The organism is Bacteroides rodentium JCM 16496, from assembly GCF_000614125.1.
GTDB lineage: Bacteria > Bacteroidota > Bacteroidia > Bacteroidales > Bacteroidaceae > Bacteroides > Bacteroides rodentium.
In genome coordinates, this window is sequence record NZ_BAKJ01000050.1 from 1 (window position 1) to 14,515 (window position 14,515).

The following is a 14,515-nucleotide window of genomic DNA, read 5'->3' on the forward strand; positions in this document are numbered from 1 at the left end:
GACTTTAGGGATTAATATTTATTATGCTTCCGGTAGGATTATAAACTATTCTGCATAGACCGGTTGTCAATAGTCAAACTTTGTCCGGTTGAGGAAAGCGACCGTCTTGTGTATTTCCTTATACATCACGATGTCCTCCTTCACAAAAGGAACCTCTTTGCGGTATTCGTGCAAGAAGCGCTCCAACATAGGGGAAGTCTTTGCCGGACGTCGGAAGTCGATGCCCTGAGCGGCATTCATCAGCTCGATGGCAAGGACATGCTCCAGATTGTCCATAATGCGATAAAGCTTGGTGGCTGCATTGGCACCCATGCTGACGTGGTCTTCCTGCCCGTTGGAGGAAACGATGGAGTCGCTGCTGGCGGCATAGCAGAACATCTTGTTCTGGCTCACCATGGACGCGGCGGCGTATTGCGGAATCATGAAACCGGAGTTCAAGCCGGGATTGGCCACAAGGAATTCCGGAAGTCCGCGCAGCCCCATGATAAGCTGGGCGATGCGCCGCTCGGATATATTGCCCAACTCTGCCAGCGATGCCGAGAAAGTCGTAGGAAATGGCAAGCGGCTGGCCGTGGAAGTTACCGCCCGAGATGATGCGGTCCTCATCGGGGAAGATGGTGGGGTTGTCCGTCACGGAATTGATTTCCGTCAGCAGGACGGAAGCCACGTAACGGATGGCGTCCTTCGTGGCCCCATGCACCTGAGGGATGCAACGGAACGAATAAGGGTCTTGTACATGCTGCTTGGGACGGGCTATCAGCTCGCTGCCTTCCAATAGTTTGCGGAAGTTGGCACCCGTTTCTATCTGTCCCTTGTGTGGACGAATCTGCTGGATACAGTCCATAAACGGGTCTATACGCCGTCGAAAGCTTCCAGGGAAAGGGCGGCAATCAAGTCGGCTTTCTTGGAGAGACGGAAGGCTTTGAGAAGGGCAAAGACACCGTTGGCACTCATAAACTGGGTGCCGTTGAGTAATGCCAGTCCCTCTTTACTCATCAGCTTCACCGGTTCCCAACCGAACTCGTCGAGCACACTGATAGCCTCGCGCTTCTTTCCTTTATAATAGACATCGCCCACACCGATAAGCGGCAGGAAGAGGTTGGCCAGGGGAGCCAGGTCGCCGGAGGCGCCAGTGAGCCACGGTCATAAACGATAGGCATCACGTCGTTATTGAAAAAGTCGAGGATGCGCTGCACGGTGATGACCTGCACACCGCTATGCCCCAAAGAGAGGGCATGCGCCTTGAGCAACATCATCAGTTTGATGATGACCGGGCGTATCTCCTCGCCCACACTGCAAGCATGGCTCTTGATGAGATTTTCCTGCAAGGTGCCCAGCTCGTCCGACGAAATGCTCTTACTGCACAACGAGCCGAAACCGGTGGTAATGCCATACAAGGGTTCTTCCGACTCCGCAATCTTCTTGTCCAGATAATCGCGGCACTTCTGTATCCGCAGCTTGGCTTCCGGAGCCAGCTCCAGTTTCAGGTTTTCATTGATGATGCGTTCGATGAGGTCGAAGGTCAGCTCACCGGAACCTACGTAATAGACATTGTTCATACTTTCAGCTCTTGATTGATTTCGTCCAACAATTCCTTTTCTTTCGCACAAGCCAAGTGTTCCAACTCATCGGCTTCACTCTGGAGCCTGGACACAAACTCCTTGTCCTTCAGCGAACCCAGGTTGATGCGTACATTCATCAGTGCACCCAGCACAGCCGAACGGGCAGACATCATGGCTACACAAGCATCCGTAACGGCATTGCGATTGCCCAGGCGGGCTACATCCATGATGACCGCCATCAGCTCATACGCATTGCGTGCCACCTGCATGGGAACAAGGGCGGCAAACTTGGTGGCCTCCTGGATGGCAGCACTGCGCGCCGCCTTTTCCTCATCCGTAGCTTTCGGCATCTTGAAGCAGGCAAACACCTTGTCGTAGGCTTCAGAGTCGCGGTCTATATCTGCTACAAAAGCCCCCTTCTGCTGCAAGGCAACTCCGGAGATATGGCGCATCAGCTCTTCGTGAAGTTCATAACCTTTCTTGCCGATGGTGAGGTTGGCAACCATAGCGGCAAGCGCCGAAGCAACGGCACCGTTCAAAGCGGCAATACTGCCGCCACCGGGGACGGGATCGCTACCCGCCACTTTATTCAAAAATTCCTTTACTGTCAAATCAACTAACATGGTAATAAATATTAAGGATTAAATATTAAAGATTAAGGATTAAGAGGGGATATCAGCACTTCTTAAAGTACCGGATAAAGCACTCCCCCCTTTATGGTGGTATTGACACAATTCATACCTATATAATAAGGTAGAAAGTGATAATTATCCGTATTGAGCACTACGAAGTCTCCTTTCTTTCCTACTTCGATGCTGCCGATGCTATCCGCGCGGTTCAAGGCGGCGGCACCATTCAAGGTCAGGGCGGTGATGGCCTCTTCAATACTCATTTTCATATAAATGCACGCCAAGGCAAATGTCAGGGGGATGGAGCCGGAGAAACAACTGCCCGGATTGAGGTCGGTGGCAAGGGCCACGGCACAACCGGCATCAATCATTTCGCGTCCACGAGCGTATGGTTCCTTCAAAGCAAAGGCTGTCAGCGGAAGAAGGGTCGCCACAACTCCTTTGTCGGCCATGGCGCGGATGTCCGCATCCGAAGCATGCAGCAGATGGTCGGCAGAGACGGCAGAAAGTTCGGCAGCCAGTCCGGCACCCCCTAATGGTACAATCTCGTCGGCATGGAGTTTCAAGGCAAGTCCCACTTCCTTGGCTGCCAGCAAAAGGCGACGGGACTGCCCGATGGAGAAAACACCCTGCTCACAGAAGACATCGCAGAACTCTGCCAAATTATTATGAACCACTACGGGCATCACTTCGCGGATAATGTAGTCCACGTATTCGTCCGTCCGTCCGTTGTACTCTGCAGGCACAGCATGTGCACCGAGAAAAGTGGAGACAACGTCTACACGCTTGTGCTCGTCATTATTAAGGCTACGCATCACCCGAAGCTGCAGGAGCTCGGTTTCCTTGTCCAGACCGTAGCCGCTCTTTCCCTCTACGGTAGTCACTCCCATAGCACTCATCTGCTTCAGAAAGCCCTCTGCCTTGCTGCGCAGCTGGATGAAATTGCATGCACGGGTAGCTTTCACCGTACTCACGATGCCTCCTCCACGTTCCATGATGGACATGTAACTCTCTCCCTTCAAGCGCCAGGAGAACTCCTCGGCACGCTCGCCACCAAACACAAAATGTGTGTGTGAGTCCACAAAGCCGGGTAGCAGACACTTGCCGCGGGCATTGTAATGCCAGTAGCGTTGATAATAGCCGTCACGCTCCTCTCCACGGCCGGGTCCGACGTAGGTGATGATGCCATCGGTCACTTCCACCGTAGCATTGTCGATGATGCTCAGTTGCTCCATCTCGCTGCCGCGACGGGCGGAAAAGCCGAGGGGGGTCACTACACGGGCGTTGAATATTATAAGGTTTTCTGTCATAAAGCCTCTCCTCTAACCCCTCCCCCGTAGGGAGGGAATTAAGTTACTATTATTGTTCTATTTATTTCTATAGTTCGAGCCTCCATCCCACTGAATGCATCAGCCACCCCTCTACGGGGAGGGGTCGGGGGAGAGGCTTACATTCTCGCTTCCAGTACTTGCTCCATGGAGAAGTTCTCCAATCCCAGATAGTAGGACGCTGTATCTATCAAGGCCTCCATCGGCACCAGGCCGATAATCTCACTGCCCACAATGCTGACACCGTAGCGGCGGGCTTCCACACGCACCAGCTCGAAGGCACGGTAGAGGGCGGTACGGGTATAGTCCGTCATGTTGATAGACACCTGCGTGATACCACGGTCTTTCAACTCCACTCCCATTGCCTTGCAATAACGCAGTCCACCGCCGATGAAACGGATTTTCTTGGCAATGTCATGGGCTATCTCCAGACTGGGGGTATTGAGGTTGATGTTATAGGCCACCAAAGGCATGCGGGCACCGACGGCCACTGTGCCTGCTGTGGGATGACGTTCGGCCGGTCCGAAGTCGGGATGCCATTCCGGTTGCTTTATCTTCTCGGCCATACCTTCGAACTCCCCTTTACGGACAGCAGCCAGATTCTCCCGATGAGGAGCAGAAGCAGACTTTTCATATAAGAAGACGGGAAGATTGTAACGTTTTGCAACCTCCTTGCCCACTTCTTTGGAGAGGGCAACGGCTTCTTCCATCGTTACATTCCGGATGGGGATAAAAGGTACTACATCTACAGCACCCATACGAGGATGCTGTCCCTGATGGTGATTGAGGTCTATCAGTCTACCGCCACGCCAATAGCTTCGAGCACAGCATCACGAAGCGGTTCCGGCTCGCCCACTACGGTCACCACAAGGCGGTTATGGTCTTCATCGTTACTGTAATCCAACAGTTTCACACCTTGTTTTCCACGAAATGGAGAGATAATCTGATCTATTTTCTGTAAGTCGCGTCCTTCACTGAAATTGGGGACGCATTCCATGATCTTATTCATAATGCTCTTTTAAAAAAAATATATATACTCTGATTTTTCAGACACAGATAAGTAGATGATGAAATTTACTTAACACAGATGACGCAAATGAAAAATGAAATCATCACTTTACTCCTTCATCACTTTCTGCATCAACTCCTCATCCGCCACATACGGCATCGTGATATGATAGCCGTCTGCATGCGTGCGGTTAAACTCCTCGCTCGTCTCCATGGCATGCGGATTGCGTGCCCACGAACGGCGGGCCACACCACCCATCACATCCCACAACATAGCGGAACGCAGGATTTCGTCTACCCGCTCACTACCGTCGCACACCATGCCGAAACCGCCGTTGATGGCTTTTCCGATACCTACGCCGCCGCCATTGTGCAAGCCACCAGGCTCATGCCACGCGCACAGTTTCCGGCAAAGCACTGCACCGCCATATCTGCCATGACATTACTGCCGTCCTTGATATTGGAGGTTTCGCGGAAGGGGGAATCTGTACCGCTGACATCGTGATGGTCGCGTCCCAACATAATGGGGCCGACCTCTCCCTTACGCACCATTTCATTGAAGCGCAAAGCTATATTCATACGTCCCACGGCATCCTGATAAAGGATACGAGCCTGCGTACCGACTACCAGATTGTTCTTCTCCGCATCACGAATCCAATTATAGTTATCCAAATCTTGCCCGCGACGTGTAGGGTCGATACATTCCATCGCCGCACGGTCGGTCTTCACCAAATCTTCATGTTTCCCACTGAGGCACACCCAGCGGAAGGGGCCATAACCATAATCAAACAGTTCCGGTCCCATAATGTCTTCCACATAGCTGGGGAAGATGAAGCCGTTCTTATCGTCTCCGTCCCGAGCAATTTCGCCCACACCGGCATCGTAGACGGCTTTCATGAAGGAGTTCCCATAATCGAAGAAGTACGTGCCGTGTTCCACCAGCCTTTTTATAGCCTTGAAATGACGCTCCAAGGAAGCATCCACCAGGCACCGGAACTCCGACGGATTCTCGTGCAGCATGCGGGTGCGCTGCTCAAACGTCAGTCCGGCGGGACAGTAACCGCCCTCATAGGTGGCATGGCAGGAAGTCTGGTCGGAAAGTAAATCTATGTGCAACTGCTTCTGCACCGCATATTCCAGCAGATCGACGACATTGCCGTGATAGGCCACAGAAACCGGGCGGCACTCATCCATCGCTTTTTGAGCCAGCGAGAAGGCTTCTTCCAGAGAATCCGTCACGTGTCCCACCCAGCCCTGACTGTGGCGGGTTTCGATGCGTGAAGCATCCACCTCGCAATGATTGCCGCCGCCCCTGCCATCTCGGCAGCTTTGGGCTGCGCACCGCTCATGCCTCCCAGACCGGAAGAAACAAACAAGCGTCCGCGCAAATCGCCGTCCTGCGGAATGCCCAGCTTCAAACGGCCTGCATTCAGCAACGTGTTGAACGTGCCGTGCACGATGCCCTGCGGACCGATGTACATCCAGCCGCCGGCAGTCATCTGGCCGTAGTTGGCAACGCCCATCTGCATGGCAGTGTGCCAGTCCTTCTGATTATCATAGAGCCCCACCATCAGCGCATTGGTAATGATGACACGGGGTGCCTCGGGCTTGGACTTGAACAGTCCCAACGGATGCCCGCTTTCGATGACCAGTGTCTGTTCGCGCGTCAACACTTCGAGGTACTGCTTGATGAGCCGGTATTGCATCCAGTTCTGGCAGACCTGTCCCGTCTCACCATAGGTAACTAATTCATACGGATAAAGGGCGATGTCGAAACAAAGATTATTGTCAATCATCACCTGGAATGCCTTGCCTTCAATGCAGTTCCCCTTGTATTCGTCGATGGGTTTCGCTTTGAGGTCGCCTGCGGGCGGTAGCGGTAGCCGTAGATACGTCCGCGCGTACGCAGCTCTTCCATGAACTCCGGAGCAAGGGTTTCGTGCAGCTCCGTGGGGATGTAGCGCAAAGCGTTCTTCAATGCCGTAGCCGTCTGCGCAGGGGTAAGGGTGTAGCCACGGTCGGGTGCCCGCCGGATACCCTCGACAAAGGAAGGATAGGAAGGCAATGTTTTACTTAAGGTTATCTCCATGACATATAAAGATTAAGGATTTACAAAGTGTCAGTCCATAAGGGCTATATTTGCCGCAATATAGAAATAAATCCCGATATTCGCAATGGAATGCCGGGATTATTTAGCTTTTAGTCAGAAACTAACCAAGATGACTTGCCCAGTACACTCGCTGTTTGCTACAACACTTTCACCACCTTGGAGGTATGCACAGGCTTCATTTTGTTCTGTTTGTCGTTTTTTACACATCATTTTATTCCGACAACGGATTTTAAAAGGAAAATTTAAACGGGTTCTAATTGCAGATATAAGTTTTCGGACAGGATGGAGGGGGAGGAAAGACATGAAAGACACCCATGCAAAGCTTGCATAAGTCTTTCCGTCTGACTTGTTTGGAGGAAATCTCCTTAGGAAAATGTGCAAGACTGCACAAAACTCATTGGAGAAATGTGTATATTTGCACAAAACTCATCGGAAAAAAAGGAACGGAAGCGGTAGAATCCATACAAAAAGCCATCTTATCGGCATACGCGCTGGACTTTGCCAAACACGCCCCGGGCAAGGACATCCCACGCATCACTGCCATCTGGCAATCCATCCCCTCGCAATTGGCAAGGGAGAACCGCAAGTTCCTGTATAAATTGGTGAAGAACGGGGCGCGTGCCCGCGAGTACGAAGACGGCCTGCTGTGGCTGCAACACGCCGGACTGATATACCGCATCTTCTGCTCATCGAACCCCGGCCTGCCCCTCAGTGCCTACGATGACTTGTCGGCTTTCAAGATATATTTGTGCGACGTGGGACTGCTCCGGGCATTGGCACAACTGCCTGCCGAAGCGTTGTGGACGGACAATCCGCTCTACCGCGAATTCAAAGGCGCAACGACCGAAAACACGGTGCTGCAAGCTCTCGTCAACCAGTTTGACGTAACACCCCGTTACTGGGCCTCGGCGGGAACGGCAGAAGTCGATTTCCTGCTACAGTACGGACTTCATCTCCTACCCGTGGAGGTGAAAGCAGGAACAAGCTTGAACGGCAAAAGCTTAGGAATCTATTGCAAGCAATTCGACCCGGCCTTTGCCGTCCGCTATTCCATGTCCAACCTGCGCCGGGATGACAAGTTGCTGAACATCCCCCTCTTCCTTGCCGACTGGACCAAGACATTGCTGGAAAAGGAGGAGCTTCGCACTTGCAACGTAAAGAAATGACATCCAGCGACTTCCCACTGCAAAGTAAGTGCATGCTTTTTGCAGTGCCACTGCAAGCTCGTTGCAGTGAGACTGCAAAGCCTATTGCAGCGCCACTGCAACTGCTTTGCAGCGCGACTGCAAAAGGGTTGCAGTAACGCTGCAAAAAGCGTGCAGTGACGCTGCAGTGAGCGTGCAGTAACTTTGCAACGGGTATGCAGTAACTTGACAACGGGTGTGCAGCGGCTTTAATGGCAGGTCACCAAGCCAAGGCGTACTCGTAGTGGTCGAACTTAGGCTTGGTGCCTATGCCTACCGCCTTGAATACCCGGGCTATCCGCTGCTGTTCTTCGGGAGAGATGGGGCGCTCGCCCTTGCGGCAATGATAGTAATAGCGTTCGCAAGAGAAGCATCCCATCACGCGATGGCGTACGGTGGGAAGCAGCTTGGCGGGTACTTCGTCGAAAAGGTGTGTCATGCCGCGGGCGTAGTGCAGAGGTTCGTTGGAACGGTAGCGTTCGCAAGCGGAAGCACCGGGCAGGCGGTTGACATAAAAAGGATTCACCGCACGAACAGACTGTGGTTGGGGGGCTTCACTCTCGGACAACAGTTGTGCCGCTATCGCCCGCAGGCAGGAAGAGGCTTTGGGGCACTTTCCGCTGCCCGCAAAGCAGTATTCGTACCCATCGGGCACGTCTTGCAATAATATCATCTTATTAAGGGATTAATGATTAGCGATTAGAGATTAATGATTAGCGATTAGGGAGCGGAGGGAGCGCAGGTACTTGCCGATGACCTCTGCCGACTCGCTTGTTTCTTTCTCGAATTCGGCGTGCAGTGTCGGGTATCCGTCAAGCAGCTGCATCATTCGCTCACGTCCCACGAACTCGGACTTTCCGGTTTCGGGATTCAGTTCGTAATAGACACGGGCATGCACCAGTCCCGAAGCATTGATGGCATCTCCCACTTCACCGCCCAATCGTGTGGCATCATCGGGAGTCATGGTACTGGTGGCTGCTTGTCCCACGGGCTGTGCACAGAAGTAAACCTTTCCACTGAGCCACATGGCTGGTGCATACCACTGCCCGAAGCGATAGCGCTTATAGCGCATCTTACGGCAATTGACATAAAGCGAGGTATCTACCCGTACAGCATAACAACGGGACTTCAGATAACGACAAAGACCTGGATTGTCGTCTACCGTAATACGATAATCGGCACCGCCCATGAGGTAAATCTGGTTCTTTGTACGCTTCTCAATCTTCAGTGTGGTAACCGTATCGCCACGGTTCTCCACCAACTCTTTCAGATTGGAATACATTACCTGCTGCGCCGCCGCCGGCAAAACCAGCAGCAACATCAGAGCGCCTGACAACCAACTCTTCTTCATATCCCAACCTCCTCTTTTCTGAAACTTTGTTTTAGTGAGCGAAAGGTACATTTTTTATCGGAAGTAGACAATAAATCGTGGGAAAAAGATAAAGGAGGGCATGGATTATATAACGAACGGGCTGCATCGGGAGATAATTCCCAATACAGCCCGTCTCTATTCTTTCAGACAGATTTACTAAAGCAAACCGTGCCCTAAGTGACTCCTTGCAGGGGATTTTCACGAAGGCTTTTACCCAAATCTGCGACATCGGTTTTCAATGACCTGTAACGTTTAGACAAACGTTTCAATTCTTTCAGAAAGCCGTCGGTAACACTTATCCTACAACTCATCCAATGCCTCCTCCAAGGATTTAAGTTCCAACTTTCCTTCCAGATTCAACTTCAGTTCCTTGCAAGCCTGGTCAAAGTCTGCCAATACTTCGGCCTTTGTCCGTGGTCTATATTCTTCCTCTTCTTCCGTAGCCGCAGTCTCTTTCATCTATACAGCCAGTTTCTTAAGATACCTCACCGCCTTCTTCATCGCCCCCTCATTACCGGCAATATAGCTCAACTGACGGAAAAGCTCTGCATTCAGATTCATCGTATCCTCCATTGTCTATCTCCTTTCTTTTTTAACTTCGTGGGGCAAAGATAAAGAAAACTATTGGAAATCTTTATCTTTGCCCCAAACTTAACATATATGGAACCTATGGATACGATAGATAAAATCAGCGCCGTCTACCGCAACACGGCAGAAGAGGCAAGACGAGAACTGAACAAAGTGCAACAGAAGATTTACCGCATCGGCAGCCTGCGCCTGCTGCTGTTCGTGGCAGGAGTAGCAGGTATTATCTATTTCCGGAGCGAGAGCTGGGGCACGCTGGCCGGCATTGCCTCATCACCCTGCTGCCGTTCCTGTTTCTGATGAAATACCACAACCAGCTGTTCCATCGCAAGGACTATCTGGAAAAGAAGATGGAAATCAACGGGCAGGAACTCGCCGCTCTGGATTACGATACGTCTTCTTTCGATGACGGCGAAGCATACATAGACCCCACCCATCTCTACACCTATGATTTGGATGTTTTCGGTCCGCATTCCCTTTTCCAGTACATCAACCGTACCTGCACACAGCCCGGGAAACACCGCCTCGCCCACTGGTTGGGGAAACATCTCGAAAGAAAGGAAGAAATCATCCGCCGCCAGGAAGCCGTCAGCGAACTGGCTCCGGAACTGAAATTCCGTCAGCGCTTCCGCATCCTCGGCCTGCTGTACAAAGGAAAAGCCGCCGATGAAACAGAACTGTGCCAATGGGCGGAAAGTCCGAGCATCTTCCGGAGCCGGAAACTACTGCGCCTCCTGCCGGTACTGGTGACGGGAACCAACCTCATCTGCCTCGCACTCGTCATGGCAGGAATCCTGCCCGCAAGTATCTACGGCATCATCTGGACCTGCTTCGTCATCGCCGGCTTCGGCTTCACCGGCAAAGTCACCAGGATGCAGGCCATCTATGGCAAAAAACTGCAAATCCTCTCCACCTACGCCGCCCTGCTCCACCTCATGGAAAAGCAGCCTGCACAAGCCACCCTGCTCAAGGAGATTAAACAACAAATTGGCGGAGAAAAACGGAAAGCTCCCACTCCATCAGCAGACTGAACAAGCTCATGAATGAACTCGACCAACGCAACAATGTCTTTATGTACGTCATTCTGAACGGTCTCTTCTTCTGGGAGCTGCGCCAAATCATGCGCATTGAAGCCTGGAAAGAGCAATATGCCGCCGAACTGCCCGGATGGCTCGATGCCATCGGACAAATGGACGCGCTCAACTCTCTGGCAACATTCGCCTACAATCATCCGGACTATATCTACCCCAAAATAGTTCAAGCGGAAAGAAAGGGGAAAGGAAATCTGACTAAAGAAGAAGAAACAGGGACAGAAACAGATTTTACAAAAGCTGAAACCGGTAACGCCTCTTCCTCCTTCCGTCTCCGTGCCGAAGCCCTGGGCCATCCGCTGATGAACCGTGACCGCTGTGTGCGCAATGACATCGACATGGCGAAACGACCGTCTTTCATCATCATTACCGGCGCCAACATGGCAGGGAAAAGCACCTATCTGCGCACGGTGGGCATCAATTACCTCCTTGCCTGCATCGGCGCCCCCGTCTGTGCCCGCCAGATGGAAATCACCCCCGCCCGGCTCATCACCAGCCTGCGCACCTCGGATTCACTGAATGATAACGAGTCCTACTTCTTTGCCGAACTCAAACGTCTGAAACTCATCATAGACAAGCTGCAGGCCGGTGAGGAGCTTTTCATCATCCTCGACGAAATTCTGAAAGGTACCAACTCCATGGACAAGCAGAAAGGCTCCTTTGCCCTTATCAAGCAATTCATGACTTTGCAGGCCAATGGCATCATTGCCACCCACGACCTGCTGCTGGGAACACTCATCGACCTCTTCCCCGATGACATCCGCAACTATCGCTTCGAAGCAGACATTACAGACAATGAACTGACCTTCTCCTACCGCTTGCGCCCAGGTATCGCCCAGAATATGAACGCCTGCTTCCTGATGAAAAAATGGGGATTGCCGTTGCCGACTAATCCCCACCTCAGTTAAAGTCAAGTCCGGCTCCCCGACTGATTATGCTGTTTTACATTTCTCCAGGAAAGTAGACACTGCAACCGCATCGCTACCCGTAAAGTAGCGTATGGAAGTTACCGGAGTATACGTGTAAGGCACAAACTGATACAACTGTACAGCCGCAAATTTATTGTCCTGCGAAATCATGACATCCATGCGCACATTTCCACTGCCGCTACTTTTTACTTCAGTCTCGCCATTCAGCTGTTCATTCTCAATCATATCTGTAAGTTTGCCCAAATATTTCAAATCAAAGAAAACACTGCGTTCCTTGGTCACACTGCCCGTCGGCAAATAGACCACTTCCTTCGATTTCCAAAACAGACGGAACACGCCAAGCAAGACGAATGCCGTACCCAGCACCATCAAAGCCATGCTGAGAGTGGAAGATTTATCACTCATCTCAAAAATGGATGCAAAAACAAAAACACCGGCCAGCAACATAGCTACTGAAAAGATAAGTCCTGAAACACTGGTACGCTTTACAATATCGGGATGTGAAGACGCAAAAAGAGTTGCGTCAATAGTTTGAGTTGCCATAATTATAATATGTTTTAATGAATTTATTAGAAATAGAAAATACAGTATTCCCCTGCAAAAACACATAGTCTGACCATGCACAAGGGAAAAAAGAGAGATTCATTAAAACACTAAATGAGAATACGCCTTAGTGTGAAAATGTAATATTCGCACACCGGCTGACAACGATAACAGGCAGTAGAATCATAGAGTTTCTCACGATGCAGAGACAAAACAGCCGCTCGCTGGGCCAGTTTGTCAATCCAGTCCTTTAAAGAAAATATATATTCCGTGGTAGAAATACGCTGTATACGGGAGTACGTCAGCGAATGTAATTGTCCGCCCATGCCCGCCAGCTCTGCATCCGGTAGATAAGGCAATTGAGGCATCGCAATATAGGCATCAGTCTGCTCATGTACGGCAATAGTATTCTCGCTCACAACATTCCCGCCACTTGCCGCTTTATTTGCAAATGCATCGCTTGCAGTCTGCCATAAAGCCAATGCAAGCACCATGAATCCTATGAATCTTAAGAATTTAGCCATATCTATGTACAAATATAACAGTTTCTTTCTGGAATTTGTTTAATGCACACATCTTTTAATGTTTCTTGGATGATTTATAGGAACACAAAAAGCCGCTCCAAACAAATTGGAACGGCTTCTATATATAAAAAGAATAGTTGAATTATTCAGCTTTAGCTTCCTCAGCAGCAGCAGTTTCGGCAACCGGTGCAGCAGTTTCTGCAGCAGGGGCAGCTTCAGTAGCAGCAGCTTTCTTTGAACGGCGGGTACGGGTAGCCTTCTTGGCAACCTTTTCCTTAGCCATGTTTTCATTGTAGTCAACGAGTTCAATGAAGCACATTTCAGCGTTGTCACCCAAACGGTTACCAGTCTTGATAATACGAGTGTAACCACCCGGACGATCAGCAATCTTCACAGAGATTTCTTTAAACAGTTCAGTTACAGCATACTTGTCTTGCAAATTGCTAAATACAACACGACGGGAATTAGTCGTATCGTCTTTAGCCTTTGTAATCAAAGGCTCAACAAACTTCTTCAAAGCTTTAGCCTTTGCAACGGTCGTAGTGATTCTTTTGTGCTTAATCAAAGAACACGCCATATTAGCCAACATAGCGTTTCTATGAGAGGCAGTACGACCCAAATGGTTGAATTTCTTATTATGTCTCATTTTTTATTCTTTATCTAATTTATATTTAGAAATATCAGTTCCAAACGACAGATTCAGACTTTCCAGCAAATCATCAAGCTCGGTAAGCGATTTCTTTCCGAAGTTTCTGAATTTCAGCAAATCCGTCTTGTTGAATTGTACCAAGTCACCAAGAGTCTCTACATCTGCAGCCTTCAGACAGTTGAGGGCACGTACAGAGAGATCCATATCAACGAGCTTGGTCTTCAGCAACTGACGCATGTGCAATACTTCTTCATCAAACTCTTCATTGCCGTCAACATCATTTGTTTCCAGCGTAATCTTCTCGTCAGAGAAGAGCATGAAGTGATAAATCAGAATCTTTGCAGCTTCTTTCAGGGCTTCTTTCGGATGAATGGAACCATCGGTAGTAATCTCAAGTACCAGTTTCTCGTAGTCAGTCTTCTGCTCTACACGGAAGTTCTCTACCTGATACTTCACATTACGTATCGGAGTATAAATAGAATCGATAGGAATTACGTTCACATCGGTGCAATATTCGCGGTTTTCGTCAGCAGGAACATAACCACGACCTTTGTTGATCGTAATATCTATCTGCATAGTCGACTTTGAATCTAAATGACAAATAACTAATTCAGGATTTAACACTTCAAATCCAGTCAAATACTTACCTATGTCACCTGCTTTAAATTCACTTGAATTCTCGACTGTAATACTTACTTTCTCACTCTCGAATTCTTCAACTACTTGCTTGAATCTCACTTGTTTCAGATTCAAGATAATGTTAGTAACATCCTCTTTTGCTCCCGGAACACTGGAAAATTCATGCTCAACACCGTCTATCTTGATAGTAGTGATAGCAAAACCTTCCAATGAAGAAAGCAGGATGCGGCGCAGTGCATTACCCACGGTAATACCGAAACCGGGCTCCAACGGACGAAATTCGAATTTTCCGAATCTAGAGTCCGCTTCCAACATTAATACTTTATCAGGTTTTTGAAATGCTAATATCGCCATGAAATTAA

General features: G+C 50.0%; 10 protein-coding genes and 4 pseudogenes. 2 read left to right on the forward strand and 12 right to left on the reverse strand.

Annotated features, from left to right (window positions below):
- Positions 1-66: 66 nt before the first annotated feature.
- The 5 genes and pseudogenes from hutH to hutU all read right to left on the reverse strand — a co-directional run bounded on the left by hutH (position 67) and on the right by hutU (position 6,616).
- Positions 67-1,559: pseudogene (gene hutH, locus JCM16496_RS22185) on the reverse strand (histidine ammonia-lyase).
- Entirely contained in the window at positions 1,556-2,185 is a 630-nt protein-coding gene (locus JCM16496_RS17100) for a cyclodeaminase/cyclohydrolase family protein (protein WP_025835790.1), read from the reverse strand. The pseudogene hutH and the gene JCM16496_RS17100 overlap by 4 nt, the downstream one beginning before the upstream one ends.
- 62 nt (positions 2,186-2,247) lie before the next feature.
- Positions 2,248-3,501, reverse strand: coding sequence for an imidazolonepropionase (hutI, locus tag JCM16496_RS17105; protein WP_025835792.1), 1,254 nt, complete (start codon positions 3,499-3,501; stop codon positions 2,248-2,250).
- A 137-nt stretch (positions 3,502-3,638) separates the two neighbouring features.
- A pseudogene (gene ftcD / locus JCM16496_RS17110) lies at positions 3,639-4,528 on the reverse strand (glutamate formimidoyltransferase).
- A gap of 108 nt (positions 4,529-4,636) precedes the next feature.
- Positions 4,637-6,616, reverse strand: a pseudogene (hutU, locus tag JCM16496_RS17115) (urocanate hydratase).
- A 428-nt stretch (positions 6,617-7,044) separates the two neighbouring features.
- On the opposite strand from hutU, the gene JCM16496_RS17120 reads away from it, so the two are divergent.
- On the forward strand, positions 7,045-7,803 hold the full coding sequence (locus JCM16496_RS17120) for a DUF4143 domain-containing protein (protein WP_244440470.1): 759 nt from the start codon (positions 7,045-7,047) through the stop codon (positions 7,801-7,803).
- Between the two features lie 238 nt (positions 7,804-8,041).
- Here JCM16496_RS17120 and JCM16496_RS17125 read toward each other — a convergent pair whose 3' ends face one another.
- The 3 genes from JCM16496_RS17125 to JCM16496_RS22745 all read right to left on the reverse strand — a co-directional run bounded on the left by JCM16496_RS17125 (position 8,042) and on the right by JCM16496_RS22745 (position 9,652).
- Complete coding sequence (locus tag JCM16496_RS17125; RefSeq protein ID WP_025835796.1) at positions 8,042-8,494, reverse strand: DUF6078 family protein; 453 nt, start codon at positions 8,492-8,494, stop codon at positions 8,042-8,044.
- A 33-nt stretch (positions 8,495-8,527) separates the two neighbouring features.
- Complete coding sequence (locus tag JCM16496_RS17130; RefSeq protein WP_025835798.1) at positions 8,528-9,172, reverse strand: DUF6563 family protein; 645 nt, start codon at positions 9,170-9,172, stop codon at positions 8,528-8,530.
- 321 nt (positions 9,173-9,493) lie between these two features.
- Positions 9,494-9,652 (reverse strand): hypothetical protein, encoded by a 159-nt coding sequence (locus JCM16496_RS22745; protein ID WP_159102472.1) that lies wholly within the window; start codon positions 9,650-9,652, stop codon positions 9,494-9,496.
- Between the two features lie 210 nt (positions 9,653-9,862).
- Between JCM16496_RS22745 and JCM16496_RS17140 the strand changes: the two are divergent.
- A pseudogene (locus JCM16496_RS17140) lies at positions 9,863-11,777 on the forward strand (MutS family DNA mismatch repair protein).
- 24 nt (positions 11,778-11,801) lie between these two features.
- Here the strand turns inward: JCM16496_RS17140 and JCM16496_RS17145 are convergent.
- The 4 genes from JCM16496_RS17145 to JCM16496_RS17160 form a co-directional block, all read right to left on the reverse strand.
- A complete protein-coding gene (locus tag JCM16496_RS17145; protein WP_025835799.1) occupies positions 11,802-12,341 on the reverse strand; it encodes a DUF8460 domain-containing protein in 540 nt (179 codons plus the stop codon).
- A gap of 110 nt (positions 12,342-12,451) precedes the next feature.
- Positions 12,452-12,865 (reverse strand): DUF8440 family protein, encoded by a 414-nt coding sequence (locus JCM16496_RS17150; protein WP_025835801.1) that lies wholly within the window; start codon positions 12,863-12,865, stop codon positions 12,452-12,454.
- A gap of 142 nt (positions 12,866-13,007) precedes the next feature.
- The gene (gene rplQ / locus JCM16496_RS17155) at positions 13,008-13,511 is read right to left on the reverse strand and encodes a 50S ribosomal protein L17 (protein ID WP_025835803.1); all 504 of its coding nucleotides are present in this window, start codon (positions 13,509-13,511) and stop codon (positions 13,008-13,010) included.
- A 3-nt stretch (positions 13,512-13,514) separates the two neighbouring features.
- On the reverse strand, positions 13,515-14,507 hold the full coding sequence (locus JCM16496_RS17160; protein WP_005825683.1) for a DNA-directed RNA polymerase subunit alpha: 993 nt from the start codon (positions 14,505-14,507) through the stop codon (positions 13,515-13,517).
- Positions 14,508-14,515: the final 8 nt, after the last annotated feature.